Here is a 15014-nt window from a genome sequence, read left to right as displayed (position 1 = left end):
AACAATTTTTGGGAAAACCCCCGCACCTTCGGTGCGGGGGTTTTCTGCGTTTAGGGTGGTCCCATGAGCTCTTTCGTCAGGAATGAATACGTAGTCCGCGCCATACGGCCCGATGACTGGGAGCGGGTGAAGGAGCTGCGCCTGGACTCGCTGCGGGACCCGGTCGCGCACCTCGCCTTTCTGGAGACCTACGAGAACGCCGTGGCCAAGCCCGACTCGTTCTGGCAGGACCGGGCCGTCACCTCCGGGGAGGGCTCCACGACCGCCCGGCAGTTCATCGCCGAGACGGCCGACGGGAGTTGGGCCGGCTCGGTCACCGTCCTCCTCGAAGAGGCCGGGAGCAAGGACTGGGCCGGGTTCGCGGTCGAGCGGCGGCAGGGGCATGTCGTCGGGGTGTTCGTGCGGCCCGAGCACCGGGGGAACGGGCTGATCGAGTCGCTGTTCCAGGCCGGTGTCTCCTGGGCGTGGGAGCGGGCGGCCGAGCGGGTGCGGCTGTTCGTCCACGAGGACAACGCGCGAGCGCAGGGGGCGTACCGGAAGATGGGCTTCGCGCCGAGTGGCCTGGTGGTGTCCTTCTCGAAGGACGAGGCGGAGCAGGAGTTGGAGTTCGTCCTGGAGCGGCCCGTCTAGGCCGGTAGCTCCTGGTGGGGCCAGCGGGAGCGGGCCTGTTCGCGGGAGCGGAGCAGGGCGAGCGTCGGCAGGCCCTGGTCCGCTCCGGTGGCGAGCAGGGTCGGCAGCTCCGGGAGCGGGGCCACGGCCGCGATGTCGTCCAGGACCAGGATGAGTGGTGGGTCGAGCCGACCGGAGGATGACCGTTCGGCCATGCGCCGGCCGCGCTCGACCACGCTGGAGACGAGGGCCGTCAGGAGCGGCATCGCGCCCGGATTGCTCCGCGGGTCCTCGATGGATTCACCGACCACATAAAGCGTGCCCCCTTCTTGGATGAAGGAATCCAAGGCGAGGGCATCATTTCGGTTGGGAGTGCAGGCTTCGCGGATGTTGACCGTGGAGAGGGCCGCGAGGGCCCTGCCGGTCAGTTCCTGGGCGATGTCGCGGCGTTCGGGGTGGGCGGTGAGGGCCGCCTCCAGCTCGCCGGCGGCCCCCGGGGCGGCCTTGGGGTGGGTACGGAGGGTGCGGACGGCCTCTTGGACCTGAGTGCCCTGCGACCAGCGGTGGACGTGGCGGACGGTGCGGTTGTCCAGGGCGGCGGCGTGCAGGTAGCTGCGGAGGAGGGTGGTCGCCGTGTCCGCCACCGCCTGGTCGATCTTGGCGGTGGGGCTTACGGGGGCCAGCAGGGCTGTCGCTCTGTGAAGTGCCGTTTGTTTGTCCTCGCAGCCGGTGGTGGGGGACCAGTGGAGGCGGGCCGGGGTGTCGCAGAGGTGGGTGGGGTCGTAGAGCAGGGTGGGCCCCAGTTTCGCCTTCGCGTCCTTCGTGTCCGACCAGAGGGTGGGGTTGGAGGTGACGATGAGGGTGGGGCCGGGGGCGGCCTGGATGGCGTGGGCCGCGGTGGTGTGGCGGCGTTCCCTGGGGGCGATGTGGAGCTTTTCCCACCCGGCCACCCGCTCACCGTCGGCCGGGAAGGCGCCCGCCCCCGGTGGTTCGGCATCCCCGCGAGGTGCCGGTACCTCGCGGGGAGGGGCGGATCCGTACGCGGCGCCCTCGAACCCGGGCACCCCGGGCCCGCCAACGCCGGCCCCGGCAAGCCCGATTCCGCCGGCCGCGGAATCGCTCTCCATCGGCACGCCGGGCGCAGGCGCGCCAGACCCCACTGCCCCGGCACTCACCGGCTCAGTACCCACCGGCCCAACCGTCGTAGGCCCGGCCGCCATCGGCCCGGCCCACCCCGATCCGGCCTCCGCCGGCCCAGCCCACCCCGATCCGGCCTCCGCCGGCCCAGCCCACCCCGATCCAGTCACCGCCGGGCCGGCCCCCGTCATCCCCTCGCCCCCAGCGGCAGCCCTGCGGGCTCTTCCGGCTCTCCACCGGGCCACCGTTCCCAGGGCGAACATCGTGAGGACGAAGAGGATCATCAGTTGGGCTATGAAGAGGCCCCAGAACAGGCCCCAGCCGGAGAGTTGGGACGGTGGGGTGTCCGGCCAGGCGCCGGTGATGTCGTGGGGGCGGCCGATGAGGTGGCGCATGGCCAGGGGTGTGCGGGTGAACGTGACGCCGGTGGGCCAGGCGCCCTGGGTGAACCAGGCGGCCAGGCCCGTGGCCGTCCACACCAGCACCGTCATGCCGAGGAGGAACGCGAGCATGCCGATCAGCAGGCCGTCGGGGATGCCGCCCTGGCCCTCCCGGCGGCTGTCCCGGCGGTCCCCGCGGCGGTCGTCCGGTCTCACCCTGTTCCCCTTACATCCCCGTGCGCTCTCTTGCGCCCTCTTGCGTCTCCTTACGCCACCGTCGACTCGGAGTCGCCCACGTGCTGTTCCACGAAGGCCGCGGCCCGTTGCTCGGCCTCCAGTTCGGCCGCGCGCAGGGCGTCGTCGGCCGCGAGGTCGCTGGAGGACTCGGTCATCGCCCGGTCGGTGAAGACCAGCGGCCGTTCCGTCTCCGTGATCAGGTGCTTGACCACCTGGACGTTGCCGTTGACGTCCCAGACCGCGATGCCGGGCGTGAGCGTGGGGATGATCTCGACCGCCCAGCGGGGGAGGCCGAGGACCCGGCCCGTGGCCCGCGCCTCGTCGGCCTTCTGGGCGTAGATCGTCCTGGTCGACGCCATCTTCAGGATGGCCGCCGCCTCCTTCGCCGCCGCTCCGTCGACGACGTCGGACAGGTGGTGGACCACCGCCACGAAGGAGAGGCCGAGCCGGCGGCCGAACTTCAGCAGTCGCTGGAAGAGCTGGGCCACGAACGGGCTGTTGATGATGTGCCAGGCCTCCTCGACCAGGAAGATGCGCTTCTTCCGGTCGGGGCGGATCCAGGTGTGCTCCAGCCACACGCCGACGATCGCCATGAGGATCGGCATCGCGATGGAGTTGCGGTCGATGTGGGAGAGGTCGAAGACGATCAGCGGGGCGTCCAGGTCGATGCCGACCGTCGTCGGCCCGTCGAACATGCCCCGCAGGTCACCGTCGACCAACCGGTCCAGGACCAGGGCGACATCGAGGCCCCACGCCCGTACGTCGTCTATGGCGACGTTCATCGCCTCCGCCGACTCCGGCTCGGGGTGCCGTAGCTGCTCCACGATGTCGGTCAGGACCGGCTGGCGGTCCACGATGGTCTCGTTGACGTACGAGTGGGCGACCTTCAGGGCGAAGCCGGAGCGCTCGTCCAGGCCGTGGCCCATCGCCACTTCGATGATCGTGCGGAGCAGTGCCAGCTGGCCGGTGGTGGTGATCGCCGGGTCCAGCGGGTTCAGGCGGATGCCGTGGTCCAGGGCGGCCGTCGGGTCCAGCCGGATCGGCGTTATCCCCAGTTCCTCGGCGATGAGGTTCCACTCGCCGACCCCGTCCTCGCCCTGGGCGTCCAGGACGACGACCTGGCGGTCCTTGAAGCGGAGCTGGCGCAGGACGTAGGTCTTCTCCAGGGCCGACTTGCCGTTGCCGGACTCGCCGAGGACGAGCCAGTGCGGGGCCGGCAACTGCTGGCCGTAGAGCTGGAAGGGGTCGTAGATGTAGCCCTTCCCGGAGTACACCTCGCGGCCGATGATGACGCCGGAGTCGCCGAGGCCGGGCGCGGCCGTGGGCAGGTAGACGGCCTGGGCCTGGCCCGTGGAGGTGCGCACCGGCAGCCGGGTCGTCTCGACCTTCCCGAAGAGGAAGGAGGTGAAGGCCTCGGTGAGGACGGTCAGCGGGTCCCGCATCGGCGAATCAGCCCCTACCTTCGGATGCCGGTGGCGAACGGAAGTGTGTTCACGAAGGCGCGGTGGTGCTCTCGGTCGCACCACTCCAGCTTGAGGTACGACTTGCCGGCGGAGGCCCTTATCGTCCGCTTGTCGCGGGCGAGGGCCTCCGGGGAACGGGAGGAGACGGTGATGTAGCCGACCAGGTTGACGCCGGCGGCGCCGCTGGCGAGGTCCTCGCCGCGCTGGTCGAGGCGGTTGTGCGCGGCGATGTCGCGGGGGTCGACGGTCCGGTTCATCTTGGCGGCGCGGGACGCCTCGGCCTCGTCGTTGGTCTTCTCGGTGAGCATGCGCTCGATGGCGACCTCGGTGGGTTCGAGGTCCATGGTGACGGCGACCGTGCGGATGACGTCCGGGGTGTGGACGAGGAGCGGCGCGAGGAAGTTCACGCCGACGGGGGTCATCGGCCATTCCTTCACCCAGGCGGTGGCGTGGCACCAGGGCGCGCGGGTGCTGGACTCCCGGGTCTTGGCCTGGAGGTAGGTGGGCTCCGTGGCGTCCAGCTCGGCCGGCCAGGCGTTGCGCTGGGTCATCGCCTGGATGTGGTCGATGGGGTGGTCGGGGTCGTACATGGAGTGGACGAGGGAGGCCAGCCGCCCCTGACCGAGCGGCTGCCGTACCCGGATGTCGGCCTCCTGGAGCCGCGAGCAGATGTCGGTGAGCTCGCGGGCCATGACGACGGCGAGCCCGGCGTCCCGGTCGACCTTGCTACCGCGGGCGCGGACGGCGCGGGCCATGGCGTGTGCCTCGGCGGCCAGTTCGCGGGTGTAGTGCATGCAGGCGACGAGGTAGGCGCGGTGCTGCTCGCTGCTGGTGGACACCATGGACTGGAGCTGGTCGTAGGACTGCTGGAGCCAGCCGGGGGAGCGGGGGTCACCGCGTTGGCCGACGTCCTTGGCGTGCGCGTCCGGGTCGGCGGGCAGGGTCCGGGCGAGCATCTGCAGGCGCGTGACGAAGCCGTCTCCGTTGGCGACGTGCTTGAGCAGGGTGCCGAAGCGGTCGACCAGGGCCTCCTGGTCCTCCGAGTCGCGCAGGCCGACGCCGGGGCCCTCGATCTCGATGGCGGCGGTGACGGTCTTGCGGTCGGCGTGCAGCAGTACGGCGATCTCGTCCGGCCCGAAGGGTGCGGCGAGCCAGGTGATGCGGCCGATGCCCGGCGGCGGGCCGATCTCGATCTCGCGTCCGTCGATCCGGGTCCCGGCCTCCATGGCGGTGGAGCGGTAGACGGCGCCCCGCTTGACGGTGCGCTTGTAGCTGCGGTTGATCTCGAACCACTTGTAGAACGTGCGGCGCTTGTACGGCACGTAGACCGCGGCGAGCGCGAGCAGCGGGAAGCCGGTCAGCAGCACGATCCGCAGGGGCAGGACGGGGACGAGGAGGCCGCACATCATGCCGAGGAACGCGCCGGCGATGATCAGGGCGATCTCGCCGGATTCGCGGTTCCGGCCGACGATCGCGTTCGGCCGGGCGCGGCCGATGAGATACGTACGGCGGGGCGTGACCGGATGGGACAGGTGGGACTCGGTCGTCAACGCCCTTCACCTCCCGAGCGGTTGTTGCGGGTGTTGCTGGCGTGCGGTGTGTTGACCGGGCTGGACGCGCGGGGCGCGGGCGTGGCGGAGGGGACGGCTCCGCTGCCGGTGGGGGTGCGGCTGCTGTGGGCGGCGACGCCTCCGGTGGCGGGGTTGGCCGGGCGGGGGGTGCTGCCGGACTGTCCGCCGGAGGTGTCGGCGCGGGTGCTGTGGGTCTTGATGCCCTGGGCGACGAGGGTGGCCGGGGAGCTGATGACGGCGGCGGCCTTGCTCTCGGCGCCCTGCATGATGCGGTTGCTGCGGGAGCCGGCGAGTTCGTCGCCGAAGCCGGGGACGAAGCGGTAGATCATCGCGCTGGCGAAGATGGCCAGCAGGATGATGGCGAGGCCGGAGACGACGGCGGAGAAGGCGTCGGGGCCGCTGTCGCCGGAGAGGGCGCCGGCCAGGCCGAGGACGATCACGATGACCGGCTTGACGAGGATGACGGCGATCATGATGCCGGCCCAGCGGCGGACGTGGCCCCACAGGTTCTTGTCGACCAGGCCGGCGTAGACGACGGTGCCGAGGAGGGCGCCGACGTAGAGCAGGGCGGCGCGGATGACGAGCTCCAGCCAGAGGACGCCGGCGGCGAGGATGCTGACCAGGGACACGACGATCAGCATGATGGGGCCGCCGCCGATGTCGTTGCCCTTCTTCAGGGCGCCGGAGAAGGTGCCGAAGAAGGTGTCGGCCTGGTCGCCGGTGGCTTTGGCGAGGACGTCCGTGACGCCGTCCGTCGCCGATACGACGGTGTACAGGATCAGGGGGGTGAACGCGGAGGCCAGCACGGTGAGCCAGAGGAAGCCGACGGCTTCCGAGATGGCGGTGGTGAGGGGGACGCCGCGGACGGCTCGCTTGGCGACGGCCAGGAGCCAGAGGAGGAGCGTGAGGATCGTGGAGGCGGCGAAGACGACGGCGTACTGCTTGAGGAACGCCTGGTTGGTGAAGTCGACGTTGGCGGTCTCCTTCACGGCGTTACTGAGCTTCCCGATGGTCCAGGCGGCGGCGTCGGCGCATCCCTTGGCCAGGGAGGCGAGGGGGTCGAGCGTGTCGGTGAGGGGGTTGCTGGGGGCGCCGCCGGAGGATCCGCCGGAGGAGCCGTTGTCTTTTTCGCAGAATTCCCGGGCAGCGCCGTGGATCAGGTCGCAGGTGTCGGTGCTCTTCGTCGCAGTCGGCGTCGGCGTTGGGGCGGCGGAGGCACGCGTAGCCGCCAGGACAGCGGCCGTTTGGACGGCTGTGACCGCGCCGGCCAGCGTGAGTACGCGGCGGTTAGCGGGCATAGGTGAACCCTCCGTACTCATCGACAGCCTTGGACATCTCATCGGAACTGGAGGCCCTGTCGTCACCGGGTACAGGTGCAGGGCCCTCCTTCTGGGAATGCGTGATGATCTTCCAGTCGCCGGCGGCCCACTCGAGTTTCATCGTGATGGTGAACCAGCTGTTGGTGACCGGATTCGTGGAATTCTCGCCCGCGAGGCCGAGCAGACCGCTGCACCAGACCTCGACCGTGGCCGTGTTGTCGGAGGACTCGGTGACCTTGGTGCCGATGGGGCTCGTGCGGGAGACGAACGTGTAGCCCTTCGGAGCGGTGCCGTCGTCGTTCAGACCGAGGCTCTTGCTGAAGGCGGGGGTGTACGCCTTGTCGAACGCCGACTCCGAACTGGTCACCTGAGAAGGCGCCATGACGGACCGCAGGATGGTGTCGCGACCAGCCTTGTTGAACATGTCGGCCGACCCCAACGCCACGGCGTAGTTCGCCGCCGCGCTCTCCGCTCCCTGGGCTGTGTGGGCGAAGCCCGAAGGGATGGTGCCGGTTCTTGTTTCGACCGGGCGGGTGCCCGAGGGGGCTGTCGAGGATGTTTCGGGCTTGGTGCCCTTCCCCGACGCCTCGTCACCCGGTGAGTCGCCCCCGCGGTTCGCGAAGGCGATGGCTGCGATGAGGAGGACTACCACGCCTACCACCGTGACCAGGCTGCGGGAGGAGGAGCGGTGGGGGCGGCGGGGGGCGCCGCCGTAGGGGTCGGGGTCGGGGAGGCGGGTGCGGGTGTGGCCCGTCTCGGGGTAGTCGTAACCCTGTTCGTCTCCGGGACTCATGCCGTGTGCGCTCCCTCACCCTCGTAGGCATACGACGGTAGCCGTGCTGGTTCCCGCGGGGGCGCGGTGTGGTGACTCGACATCAGGGAGACGCAACCTCAGCCGGTGGGCACGACGGGTGGGTGGGGTGGAGGGGACGGGGTCAGACCGCCATGCCGTACACGATCGTGAACAGGGTGCCCAGGGATCCGATGATGAACACCCCGGTGAGGCCCGCGATGATGAGGCCCTTGCCCTGTTCGGCGCTGAAGGTGTCCCGGAGGGCCGTGGCGCCGATGCGCTGCTTCGCCGCGCCCCATACCGCGATGCCGAGGCAGAGGAGGATGGCCACGGCCATGACCACCTCGATCATCACCTTGGCCTCGTTGCCCAGGCTGCCGAAGGGGCCCCAGTCCGGAGCGATCCCGCCGATGATGGTGTTGATGTCTCCCTTGTCGGCCGCAAAGAGCATGTAAGTCACCGCCCCTGGTGGGTAGTTCCGTGAGTGCCCCTGCGGTGTGCAGAGGTCAGGCCCCATTGTCGCCGACAACGCCGCCAACGTATGTCGACTTGACGTCATTGACTGGCGGGTTTCGTACGAACGACCTGTGCGGTCACTCTGTGTATCACGGCAGGTCACGCTGGGCAACGAGGTCGGAGCGGAACCGGTCGGGTGACGCGTCGCGTCGATGTTCTCACGGGGGGACGGGAAATCGGGCCACGGCTGGGTGCCGTGGACCGTCCGTCCGCGAGGGGTGCTCAGCCGGTGGGGCCGTCGTGGTCCGACCCGGCCGTGCGGAGGTGGCTGGTGGAGCGGTTGCCGTTGTTGCCGCTGGTGACGTCGTTCGGGGCGGAGGCGCCGGCGGCCGCGTACGGGAACTCGGCCGGACAGCCGCCGCTTGACGGGGTGTCGGCCAGGGCGTGGACGCCGGTCCCGGGGTCGGCCGCCGCGGAGGCGTACGTGGAGGCGGCTGGGTACTCGGCGCCGTAGCCGGCCGGCGGGGCGGCTAGCGGGGGCGTAGGCCGTGCAGCAGTAGGTGGACGTGGGTGTCCAGGCCGGCCAGGGTCTCCTCCGCGTCGAGCGCGCAGCCGGCGATCAGGGCGGCCAGGCCGTGCAGGCTCGCGGCGGCGACCGTGGTGAGGCGCTCGGGGTCGCCCTGGACGATCTCGCCCTGTTCCTGGGCGTCCGCGACCAGCCGGGTGAAGGTGCCGAGGGAGTGGTCGACGGCCGCGGCGAGCTGGGCGGAGCTGTCGGGGTCGTGCTTGCGCGCGAACATCAGCTCCAGCAGTTCGGGGTTCTCGACAGCGAAGCCGAGGTAGGCGCGGGCGAGGGCGGTCATCCGCTCCTCGAAGGGCCGGTCCGGGCGGTCGGCGGCGGCCAGGGCCCGGTTCATGCGCTCGTAGCCGTCCAGCGCCAGGGCGTCGAGCAGGGTCTGCTTGTCCTTGAAGTGCCGGCCGGGGGCGGCGTGGCTCACGCCCACGTCCCGGGCCAGCTCGCGCAGGGAGAGCGCGCCGACCCCCCTGTCGCGCAGAGTGCGCTCGGCGCTCTTGAGCAGGGCGGCGCGCAGGTCTCCGTGGTGGTAGGGGCGGGGTGCGGACATGCGCGTCATCGTATCTCGATGTTGCCATCGTCAGCTTTGTTGTCATTGACAGCATTGTTGGCGCTGCCTACATTGAGCCCATGGCTGACACGACCGAAGCGCGCGGCAAGCGCGGCAAGTGGAACGCGACCCGTCTCCCCGACCTGACCGGCCGTACGGCCGTCGTCACCGGCGCCAACAGCGGCATCGGCCTCACCGCCGCGCGGGCGCTGGCCGGCGCCGGGGCGCATGTGGTGCTCGCCGTGCGGGACCTCGCCCGGGGCGGTGCCGCGGCGGCACGGGTGGCCGGCAGCACCGAGGTGCGCCGGCTGGACCTGGCGGACCTCGACTCGGTGCGCGAGTTCGCCGCCGGCTGGGACCGCCCGCTGGATCTGCTGATCAACAACGCGGGCGTGATGATGGTGCCGGAACAGCGCACCAAGCAGGGCTTCGAGTTGCAGTTCGGCACCAACCACCTGGGACACTTCGCGCTGACCACCCTGCTGCTGCCCCGGATCACCGACCGGGTGGTGACCGTGGCGTCCGGCGCGCACCGCATGGGCGACCGGAGGATCCACTTCGAGAACGTGAACCTGCGCGGGAACTACAGCCCCACGCGCGCCTACGCCCAGTCCAAGCTGGCCAACCTGCTCTTCACCCTGGAGCTCCAGCGGCGCCTGACGGAGGCCGGGTCGGCCGTACGGGCCCTGGCGGCGCATCCCGGCTGGGCGGCGACCAACCTCCAGAGCCGCACCGCCACCCCGTTCACCCGCCTGTTCATGCGGGCCGGCAACCTGTTCCTCGCCCAGGACGACGAGGCCGGCGCCCTGCCCACCCTCTACGCGGCCACCCAGAACCTGCCCGGCGCGTCCTACGTCGGCCCCGACGGTCCCGCCGAGATGCGCGGTGCCCCGACCCTGGTCGGCCGCAGTGCCGCGGCGAGCGACCCGGCCGCGGCCCGGCGGCTGTGGACGCTCTCGGAGGAGCTGACGGGCGTGGAGTGGCCGCTCACGGCGACGGTGCGGTGACCGGGGGCGTCGCTCCCGCCGGTGCCCGGGCCCGCTGAGCGCGCCGGGCGGAACGGCGCGGTGGAGTGATGGTGAGGTTCCGATCGGCTACGAGGGGGAAGCGGAGGTTTCACAGGAAAATCTCAGTGAAGCCGGAACGGGATTCTCACCTTCGTCGGACAGAGTGGGGCCTGATGAAGCGCACCTCACGCATCTCGGTCACCTCACGGCCCGCGTTGCTCGGCGCTGTGGTGCTGTTGGCGGTGACATCGGCCTCCGTGGCCGCCGCGGACGACGGGCGGGGGCCCCTCGGGGTCACCGCCGACACCGTCGCGACCCGGCACAGCGCGCGGGTGGGCGCGCTGTTCGACGCGGACCGGGCGGACAGGCTCGCCGGCGGCCACTTCTGCACCGCCTCCGTGGTGCACAGCCCGCGGGGCGATCTGATCGTCACCGCGGCGCACTGCGTGGCCGGCGCCGACGGCGATCTGGTGTTCGTGCCGGGCTACCGGGACGGGCGGGCGCCGTACGGGGTGTGGAAGGTGACGCGGCGGTTCCTGCCGGACGGGTGGGCCAAGGGGCAGGACGAGGACAGCGACGTCGCCTTCGCCGTCGTCGGCGCGCGGGACGGCGACCGGCTGGAGGACGTGGTCGGCGCCAACCGGTTCACGACCGGGGTGGCCACCGGTGCCACCGCGGTCACCGTCACCGGCTACCCCGACTCCCGCGAGGTGCCCATCAGCTGCACCAACAGACCGGTCCCGCACAGCCGTACCCAACAGCGCATCGACTGCCCGGACTTCACCAGCGGCACCAGCGGCAGCCCCTGGGTCAACGGTGACGGCCAGGTCGTCGGCGTACTCGGCGGCCATGAAGAGGGCGGCTCCACGGCGGACACGTCGTACAGCGTGGCCCTGGGCGGCGAGGCGGCGGAGCTGTACCGGGACGCCACGGCCGGTCGCTGAGCGGGCTGAGGGCACGTCACCTGCGCCTCGCCACCCGTGAAATGCCGCCACTTCGCGCACAAATGGACTTGAACCGCGCCCGCATGGGGGAAAGTTGAACCGTGCGGAAGGTATGGGTGATCGGTGAGGCGGCCGTCGGGCTCGGCATGGGCTTCGTCATGCTGCTCGTCGTCGGGGTGTATCTGGTGGCCGGGAACCTGCTCGGCGGGGTGACCTCGGCGAGCCGGGGGCTGGCCAAGGGGGCCGTTCCGGCCGCCTACAAGTCGCTGGTGCAGAAGTGGGGCAACCTGTGCCCGGCGCTGAGTCCGGCGCTGCTCGCCGCGCAGCTCTACCAGGAGAGTGGCTGGAACCCGACCGTCGTCAGCCCGGCCGACGCCCGCGGGATCGCGCAGTTCATCCCGAGCACCTGGGCGACCCACGGGATCGACGGCGACGGGGACGGCAAGCGGGACATCTGGGATCCGGACGACGCCATCCCGTCGGCCGCCTCGTACGACTGCGAGCTGGCGAAGTACGTGAAGGACGTGCCGGGGAACGTCTCCGACAACATGCTCGCCGCCTACAACGCGGGCGCCTACCGCGTCATCCGGGCGGGCGGGGTTCCGGCCATCAGCGAGACGCGGAACTACGTCCAGCGGATCCGCAGCCTGGAGAAGAGCTTCGCCGCGCCGGTCACCCGGATCGACCCCACCCGGCAGGCCGCCGGCGCCATCGGCTTCGCGCAGAGCAAGCTCGGCACGCCGTACCTGTGGGGCGGCAACGGCACCGCCGACCAGGGCGGGCGCTTCGACTGCTCGGGGCTGACCAAGGCCGCGTACGAGAAGGTCGGGATCACCCTGCCGCGCGTGGCCAACGACCAGTACAACGCCGGTCCGCACCCCTCCCGGGACCAACTGCTCCCGGGCGACCTGGTGTTCTTCTCCGACGACCTCACCGACTCCCGGGCCATCCGGCACGTCGGCATCTACGTCGGCGGCGGATACATGATCGACGCCCCGCGCACGGGCGCCGTGATCCGGTTCGACCCCATCGACACCCCCGACTACTTCGGCGCCACCAGGGTCACCGAAGATGGCGCGAAAGCACTTCCCACGAGGGTGTGAACCGAGCGTGAACCCCTCCCCTGAGCTGGGGCGATGAGTCTCTCTTCGATAACGTCTGCGTGATCATTCAGTGGAGAGTGGAACGTATGGGCGGTGGGCATGCGTTCCTGTTGACGTAGCCGAGCGGACGTCAGTGCGGCAGTGCAGCGGAAGCGGATCTACGAACCACGGGGGGCAGGAGCGACGCACACGAGGTGCGTCCGGGAAGACGACGAAGGGGCCGCAGCACGATGGCTGTACTCGCCGAATCCGGATCGAACCCCGACGTCGAGCTGCTCTACGACATCAACGGCCTGGCCAAGGACGCACCGCACTGGTTCGACCGGGTCATGGAGTTCGTCGGTGAGTACGGCCTGCTGCTCGCCATGGTGCTGCTGATCCTGTGGTGCTGGTGGTCCGTGCGGCGCCGGGGCGGCGAGGATGCCGCGCCCTCGGTGGCCGCGTTGGTGTGGGCGCCGCTCGCGGCCGGTCTCGCGGTGCTGGTGAACGTGCCGATACGGGGTTTCGTGGAGCGCCCCCGCCCCTTCGTGGACCACCAGGGCCTGGACGTCCTCGTCTCCGGCAAGACCGACTTCTCCTTCGTCAGCGACCACGCGACGATCACCATGGCGCTCGGCGTGGGGCTCTTCGTCGCCCACCGCCGCTTCGGCCTCGCCGGCATCGGCCTGGCCCTGCTGGAGGGCTTCTGCCGGGTCTACATGGGCGTGCACTACCCGACGGACGTCGTCGGCGGCTTCGCCCTCGGTACGGCGGTCGTCCTGCTGCTGTCCCCGCCGGCCACGGCCCTGCTCACCCCGCTGATGCGGGCCGTGGAGCGCTCGCCGCGCGCCGGCTGGCTCGTGCGGCGGCGGTCCGCGGCGGCCGGCGGCCGGGACAACGCCCTGCTGCCCAGCGCCCGCAAGCCCCTGGACACCGAGGAACGGGACCTCGCGGCCTAGGACCTCGCGGCCCGGGGTCCCGACGGCCGCCCAGCGGGCGGGGACCCCGCCCGCTACGACCCCGCGCGCAGGACCCGCTCACGGACCCTGCGCGTTGGACCGCTAAAGACCCTGCGCGTAGGAGAAGAAGCGCTGGGGGTCGTACTGCTGCTTCACCTTGGCCAGCCGGGCCGCCGCGTCCCCGTAGTACGCCTTCTTCCAGTCCTTCAGCGTCGGGTCGCTGTAGTTCTGGTAGGCGGCGCCCGAGGCGTACGGCTGCATCGCCTGGTGCGCGGCGGTCAGCCAGGACTGGGCGGTGGAGCCGGAGGCCCCAGCGCCCCAGGAGGCGATGTACTGGGCCAGCATCCGCGAGCGGCGGTGGACGAAGGCCGTCGCGGTGGGGGAGACCCGGTTGACCGCGCCGCCGAGCGCGGTGAACGCGATGCTGCCCGCGCCGCCCCGCACCGCGGCGATCTGCTTCAGCACGGCCTGGATGCCGGCCGCGGACAGCGAGCGGTCGAAGAAGTCGGAACGGGCCGCGTACGTCTCGCGGCCGAGCCTGCCCTGCGGGGAGCGGCCCGGGGTGGAGCCGGGCAGATGGCACTGGGCGTCGCTGGAGAAGGAGGAGCAGCCGGCGTAGATCTCCATGGCCTCCTCGTAGCCCCGGCGGCGCAGGGAGACGGAGGAGGCGTCGGCGCCCGCCAGGTGGGCCAGGCGGTCCACGGCGTTCTGGAGCTCGCCGTAGGTGCCGAGGGAGAAGCAGGCCACCGAGACGGCCGGGGTGCGGCCCGGGGAGCACTCCAGGTGCAGGGAGGACCAGATCTCGTCGGGCTGGCTCGGGCCCCACTCCTGCCACGCCGTCAGCACCTTGGCGGCGTTGGCCCACGGCCAGGTCAGGTAGGCGGTCACGGCCTGCGGTGCGGCATGGGTCCGGAACTGGAGCTCGGTGACGACGCCGAAGTTGCCGTTGCCGGCGCCGCGCAGCGCCCAGAACAGGTCCTTGTTGGTGCTCGCGTTCGCCGTGAGCTGTTTGCCGTCCGCGGTGATCAGGGTGGCCTGGGTGAGGCTGTCGCAGGTCAGGCCGTAGGCGCGGGAGGCCACGCCGTGGCCGCCGCCGAGCACCAGGCCGGAGACGCCGACGGTGGGGCAGGAGCCCGCCGGTATGGTCACGCCCTTCGCGGCCAGCGCGCGGTAGACGTCGATCAGCTTGGCGCCGGCGCCGACGACGGCCTGGCCGCCGCTCGCCCGGACCCGGTTCAGCCGGGACACGTCGACGATCAGCCGGTTGTCGCCGGAGGAGTAGCCGGCGTAGGAGTGGCCGCCGTTGCGTATGGACACCTTCACGCCGTGCGCGTGGGCGTAGGCGAGGGCGGTGCGGATGTCGGCGGTGTGCGCGACGTAGGCCACCGCGGCGGGCTTCAGCCCGTCGAAGCGGGTGTTGTAGAGCTGGTGGGCGGTCGTCCAGCTCCCGTCGCCGGGCCGCACCAGGGAGCCGTCCAGGTCACGGCCGAGGGCCGCCCAGTTCGCGGCGGCGGTCGCGCTGGTGGTCCGGAGGGCCGGCAGCGAGGTCGCGCGCGACGGCGTACCGGGGTGGTCCGCCGCGGGGGCGGACGAACCCCCGCCCGCACCGCACGCGGTGAGTGCGGTCGCTGCGAGGGCGGCCGCGCCGCCCGAGATGAACGTACGCCGTTCCATGTCCGTCGCCTTTCCTCGGCTGTCGTGGAACGAGACGACGCGCCGCACCCAGAAGTTCCCCCGGCCGAGTGAGGAACATCGAAGACATGTTCGCGCAACCCGGTCATTGGGACCTTCGCGTGCCCTCCCCGTGAGCATTCCGTGACCTCACCAGGCCGACGGCAGGGGTTCACCCCTCGTTCACTTCCGGCCATCGGCGGCTTCACCTGATCTGCCTAATTTCGGCCTTACCGGGTGCCGGGTGCGGCCATGAACGCGC

Annotated in this window: 13 protein-coding genes; 5 read left to right on the top strand and 8 right to left on the bottom strand. The window is 71.2% G+C overall.

The window, feature by feature from the left end:
- The first annotated feature begins 63 nt into the window (after window positions 1–63).
- A complete protein-coding gene (locus IE273_RS09145) occupies window positions 64–630 on the top strand; it encodes a GNAT family N-acetyltransferase (protein ID WP_189814608.1) in 567 nt (188 codons plus the stop codon).
- Here IE273_RS09145 and IE273_RS09140 read toward each other — a convergent pair.
- From IE273_RS09140 to IE273_RS09110, 7 genes are all read right to left on the bottom strand, one after another.
- Window positions 627–2342 (bottom strand): type IV secretory system conjugative DNA transfer family protein, encoded by a 1716-nt coding sequence (locus IE273_RS09140; protein WP_189814607.1) that lies wholly within the window; start codon window positions 2340–2342, stop codon window positions 627–629. The genes IE273_RS09145 and IE273_RS09140 overlap by 4 nt on opposite strands.
- Before the next feature lie 50 nt (window positions 2343–2392).
- On the bottom strand, window positions 2393–3805 hold the full coding sequence (locus IE273_RS09135; RefSeq protein ID WP_189814606.1) for an ATP-binding protein: 1413 nt from the start codon (window positions 3803–3805) through the stop codon (window positions 2393–2395).
- A gap of 14 nt (window positions 3806–3819) precedes the next feature.
- Window positions 3820–5376, bottom strand: a complete 1557-nt coding sequence (locus IE273_RS09130; protein WP_189814605.1) for an SCO6880 family protein — start codon at window positions 5374–5376, stop codon at window positions 3820–3822.
- Window positions 5373–6695 carry a hypothetical protein gene (locus IE273_RS09125; RefSeq protein ID WP_189814604.1) on the bottom strand — a complete coding sequence of 441 codons (1323 nt, stop codon included), beginning with the start codon at window positions 6693–6695 and terminating at the stop codon, window positions 5373–5375. The genes IE273_RS09130 and IE273_RS09125 overlap by 4 nt, the downstream gene beginning before the upstream one ends.
- Entirely contained in the window at window positions 6685–7509 is an 825-nt protein-coding gene (locus tag IE273_RS09120; protein ID WP_189814603.1) for a DUF8175 domain-containg protein, read from the bottom strand. The genes IE273_RS09125 and IE273_RS09120 overlap by 11 nt, the downstream gene beginning before the upstream one ends.
- Before the next feature lie 142 nt (window positions 7510–7651).
- Window positions 7652–7960: a DUF8827 family protein gene (locus IE273_RS09115; protein ID WP_014673544.1), complete on the bottom strand. Its 309-nt coding sequence runs from the start codon at window positions 7958–7960 to the stop codon at window positions 7652–7654.
- A gap of 535 nt (window positions 7961–8495) precedes the next feature.
- A complete protein-coding gene (locus IE273_RS09110) occupies window positions 8496–9098 on the bottom strand; it encodes a TetR/AcrR family transcriptional regulator (RefSeq protein WP_189814602.1) in 603 nt (200 codons plus the stop codon).
- 71 nt (window positions 9099–9169) lie between these two features.
- Between IE273_RS09110 and IE273_RS09105 the strand changes: the two genes are divergently transcribed.
- From IE273_RS09105 to IE273_RS09090, 4 genes are all read left to right on the top strand, one after another.
- Window positions 9170–10096, top strand: coding sequence for an oxidoreductase (locus tag IE273_RS09105; protein WP_189814601.1), 927 nt, complete (start codon window positions 9170–9172; stop codon window positions 10094–10096).
- 173 nt (window positions 10097–10269) lie between these two features.
- Window positions 10270–11040 (top strand): trypsin-like serine peptidase, encoded by a 771-nt coding sequence (locus IE273_RS09100; protein WP_189814600.1) that lies wholly within the window; start codon window positions 10270–10272, stop codon window positions 11038–11040.
- A 146-nt stretch (window positions 11041–11186) separates the two neighbouring features.
- Window positions 11187–12143, top strand: a complete 957-nt coding sequence (locus IE273_RS09095; RefSeq protein ID WP_229887143.1) for a C40 family peptidase — start codon at window positions 11187–11189, stop codon at window positions 12141–12143.
- Between the two features lie 230 nt (window positions 12144–12373).
- Window positions 12374–13081: a phosphatase PAP2 family protein gene (locus tag IE273_RS09090; RefSeq protein ID WP_189814598.1), complete on the top strand. Its 708-nt coding sequence runs from the start codon at window positions 12374–12376 to the stop codon at window positions 13079–13081.
- A 102-nt stretch (window positions 13082–13183) separates the two neighbouring features.
- Here the strand turns inward: IE273_RS09090 and IE273_RS09085 are convergent, their stop codons facing one another.
- A complete protein-coding gene (locus tag IE273_RS09085) occupies window positions 13184–14755 on the bottom strand; it encodes an FAD-binding oxidoreductase (RefSeq protein WP_189814597.1) in 1572 nt (523 codons plus the stop codon).
- Window positions 14756–15014 lie beyond the last annotated feature (259 nt).

The sequence above is a fragment of the Streptomyces olivaceoviridis genome (genome assembly GCF_014650115.1).
Lineage (GTDB): Bacteria > Actinomycetota > Actinomycetes > Streptomycetales > Streptomycetaceae > Streptomyces > Streptomyces olivaceoviridis.
The sequence above is the reverse complement of the archived record's forward strand: the minus strand, read 5'-3'. Positions and strand labels throughout refer to the sequence as shown.